Origin of the sequence: Aestuariivirga sp. (genome assembly GCF_046093005.1) — a bacterium.
GTDB lineage: Bacteria > Pseudomonadota > Alphaproteobacteria > Rhizobiales > Aestuariivirgaceae > Aestuariivirga.
The window spans coordinates 1-3,569 of sequence record NZ_JBJTER010000022.1; the positions used below are offsets into that span (position 1 = coordinate 1).

The 3,569-nt window shown below is 63.6% G+C and carries 3 protein-coding genes and 2 tRNA genes; 3 read left to right on the plus strand and 2 right to left on the minus strand.

Features of this window, described 5'->3' with window-relative positions:
• Nucleotides 1-534: 534 nt before the first annotated feature.
• A tRNA-Leu gene (locus ACKOED_RS01225) sits at nucleotides 535-620 on the plus strand.
• Between the two features lie 17 nt (nucleotides 621-637).
• Here the strand turns inward: ACKOED_RS01225 and ACKOED_RS01230 are convergent.
• The gene (locus ACKOED_RS01230) at nucleotides 638-1,612 is read right to left on the minus strand and encodes a sodium-dependent bicarbonate transport family permease (protein ID WP_408914754.1); all 975 of its coding nucleotides are present in this window, start codon (nucleotides 1,610-1,612) and stop codon (nucleotides 638-640) included.
• A 104-nt stretch (nucleotides 1,613-1,716) separates the two neighbouring features.
• Here ACKOED_RS01230 and ACKOED_RS01235 point away from each other — a divergent pair, with 104 nt between their 5' ends.
• A complete protein-coding gene (locus ACKOED_RS01235; protein ID WP_408914755.1) occupies nucleotides 1,717-2,580 on the plus strand; it encodes a LysR family transcriptional regulator in 864 nt (287 codons plus the stop codon).
• Nucleotides 2,581-2,593: 13 nt separating this feature from the next.
• On the opposite strand, the gene ACKOED_RS01240 is transcribed toward ACKOED_RS01235, so the two are convergent.
• Nucleotides 2,594-2,678: transfer RNA gene (locus ACKOED_RS01240), tRNA-Leu, on the minus strand.
• A 183-nt stretch (nucleotides 2,679-2,861) separates the two neighbouring features.
• Between ACKOED_RS01240 and ACKOED_RS01245 the strand changes: the two genes are divergently transcribed.
• Nucleotides 2,862-3,533, plus strand: coding sequence for a transglutaminase-like cysteine peptidase (locus ACKOED_RS01245; RefSeq protein ID WP_408914756.1), 672 nt, complete (start codon nucleotides 2,862-2,864; stop codon nucleotides 3,531-3,533).
• Nucleotides 3,534-3,569 lie beyond the last annotated feature (36 nt).

The window sequence follows — 3,569 nt, forward strand, 5'->3', positions numbered from 1 at the left end:
CGGACCAGGTTTACTGCCTCAAGCTTGAACTCGCGGCTGAACTTCCGTCTCTCCATTGGACACCTCCAGTTCCATTAAACACCTTAACTCGGTGTCCACGGAACCGGCAGCAGGCCATTGTGCCTCGCCTACATCAACGCCCTCGCGGCGGGCGATCCGAATGCGGAGATCGCGCTTTAGACCACTTTGAGTTTTCGCCGAAACATGATCCCTGCTCAGGCGTCACCCCGGCGAAACCCAAGGGGTCCAGCTTTGGCAAGGGTAAGCTGGATGCCAGCCTGCGCTGGCATGACGGCCGAGGGGTCTTTACGCCGTCAGCCGCCGGTGTTTTTTGCAATCGTTCTCGAAACTGTCAGTCCAGATTTACAGTTCTGTGCCGAGGCAAACCGTCAGACCCGTCTGACAGGCTTTTCGCCAGCCAACGTGGGCGGCAACAAAACCGCATCGAAAATGCATCGAAACCGCAACAAAAACCAACGGCCTGCAACTGGAGTAGCGGCGCGGGCGGCCAAGCTGTAGAGATCAAGGCCCGGCGCGGGCGTGGCGGAACGGTAGACGCAGCGGACTTAAAATCCGCTTTCCGTATGGAAGTGAGGGTTCGACTCCCTCCGCCCGCACCACCCGCGCCTTTGGGGCCTTAGAGACCCTGCCAGAAGGCCGCCATCTTCCACACCAGCGGCACCCCGGCCAGCACCATGAAGGGGAAGGTGATGCCGAGCGAGGATGTGAGGTAGATCGACGGATTGGCCTCCGGGAAGGTGGCGCGCACCGCGGCCGGCGCGTCGATGTAGCTCGCCGAGGCGGCCACCGCGCCCAGCACGAAGGCTGAGCCCATCGGCAGTCCCACCAGCGTCGCCAGTCCGGTGACGATGAAGCCGTTGATCATGGGGATCGCCAGGCCGAACACCAGCATGCGCCCGCCCACCTGGCCGAATTCCTTGAGGTGGCGTCCGGCGGTCATGCCCATTTCGAGCAGGAACAGCACCAGCACGCCGCGGAACATCTCGACGAAGAACGGCTCGATCTTGGCGAAGTTCTTGTCGCCCGAGACGGCGCCGATGATCAGCCCGCCGCCCAGCAGCAACAGGCCCCGGCCACGCAGGGTTTCCATCAGGATCGCCGACAGGGGCGACCCCTTTTCGCCATCCGCCCGCGACAGCGCCAGCCGCCCATAGAACAGGGCGACGAGGATGCCCAGCTCCATCAGCGCCACCAGGCCCGTGATGTAGCCCTCCATCGGCGTGCCGGCGGCCTCGCCATAGGTGCGCGCCACCACGAAGGTGACGGAGGACACCGATCCATAGAGCGCCGCAACGCCGGCGGCGTTCACGATGCTGAGGCCCACCACGAAGCGCGCGGCCAAAAAGGCCAGGAGTGGGATGAAGATCACCGCCAGCGCCGTCACCGCCACGGCGCCGCCGATGTTGCTCAGATCGGCATTGGCCAGCTCATGGCCGCCCTGCAGGCCGATCGAGAACAGCAGGAAGATCGCGAAGATACGGATCACCGGCTCGGGGATTTCCAGGTCGGACCGGATGAGCGTCGCGAGGATGCCCAGCAGAAAGGCAAGGGTGATGGGGGAAATCAGGTTTTCGATAAGGATACCGTCCATGATAGGCTCCAGGGTTGATTGCCCGGCCCTTCTGCAATGCAACAATTGAAAAGAGAAATGCGAAGTATATATCTGATTTATCGGTTTCGCTGATAGGTTGGACCATGCATGATGTTGACACCGCCCTGCTCCGCACCTTCGTGGTGCTGGCCCAGACCGGCAGTTTCTCGCGCACCGGGGCTTTGATTGGCCGCTCGCAATCGGCGGTCTCTGGGCAGATCCGGAAGCTCGAGGAAACCTTCGGCCGGCTGCTGCTGGAGCGCGACACCCGCAACGTGCGGCTGACGGCGGATGGCGAGCGGCTGCTGGTGCATGCGCGCGCCATGGTGGCGCAGGCCGATGCCATGCTGGCCCGCTTCCGCACGCCGGACATCTCCGGCGAGGTCCGCTTCGGCAGCCCGGAAGACTTTGCCTCCGCCTATCTTCCTGACATTCTGGGCGTGTTCGCCGCCGCTCACCCGGCGGTGGAGCTGCATGTCACCTGCCAGCTCACCCTGCCGCTGGTGGCGGATTTCGAAGCAGGCCGCCAGGACCTGATCATCGTCAAGCAGGATCCGGCGCGGCGCTATGCCGGGGCGCGGGCCTTGTGGCAGGAACAGCTGGTATGGGTTGCGGCCGCCGGTCTCGAACCGGCGTTTGAGCGGGCGCGGGCGGGGCGCAATCTGCCGCTCGTCCTCAGCCCCGCGCCCTGTGTTTACCGCAGCCGGGCGGCGGGCGCGCTCGATGCGAAGGGCGTCGCCTGGACAGGCGTGTTCACCTCGCCGTCTTTCGCGGGCCAGGCCGCGGCGGTGCGGGCCGGCCTTGGCTATGCGGTGATGCCGCAGGCGATGGTCCCGCAGGACCTTGTGATGCTGGAAGGATGGCCCGGCCTGGCGGCGGCGGAGATCGCCCTTCTGGGCCAGGCGCGCCTTGCACCCGCTGCGGCGGCGCTTGCCGAGTTCATCGCCGAACGGGTGACCCGCCGATGAACGTGAAAGTCAATGGTGCGGCCAAGAGGACTCGAACCTCCACGGTGTTACCCGCTAGCACCTCAAGCTAGTGCGTCTACCAATTCCGCCATGGCCGCACGCCAAAGCATTGGTTCGCGGTGTCTAACAGGCGGCTCCTGGTGAATCAACTGCTTTCCGGGCGGCATGCGTAGTGAACGGTTTGCTACTGCAACTGGCCGCATTTGCCGTCCACTCTGAACGCGTTCTCAAAGGCTTGGCGCTAGTCTCTCATCAACAAGAACAGGGGAACTGGCCGTTACATGAAATTCTCCGCCGCCATCGCAGCCGGACTGATCGGACTGTTGCCGGCCTCCGGACCAGCCTTCGCCAAGGCGCAGGAAATCTTTGGCAAGACCCTGCCCCCGATCGGCTTTGTGAGCTTCTGCGGCCGCGAGCCGCAGCGCTGCGCTCCGGCGGCTTTGAGCTACGGCACCCTGCGCATGTCCGCGGAGCGGTGGCGCCTCGTGCAGCGCATCAACAGCCTGGTCAACGCCCAGATTGCACCCGAAAGCGACGAGATTCTCTACGGCGAGGCGGAATACTGGGCCTATCCCACCGATGCCGGCGATTGCGAAGACTACGCGCTGCTGAAACAGCTCTATCTTGAAGGCCTGGGGTTTCCCCGTTCAGCACTGCTGATTACCGTGGTGCTCGACGAAGCCAATGAGGGCCATGCGATACTGACCCTGGTGACCAGCGAGGGCGATTTCATTCTCGATAACCGCCAAAACACCATCCGGCGGGCTGCAGATGTCGATTACACCTTTCTCAAGCGCCAGTCACAGCACGACCCACGCGACTGGGTTTCGCTCAGCATCACCGGGCCAGGCAGTGTCCAGATTCTTTCGCACATTTTTTCAAGCCACGGCGGCTTCGGTTGGGTTTTCGTCGGCCTGAAACAGAGGCCGCATGTTCATGTACCGTTTCGTTGACCACTGGGTCCCCGCTATGTGCCGCAGCCGGGCTGC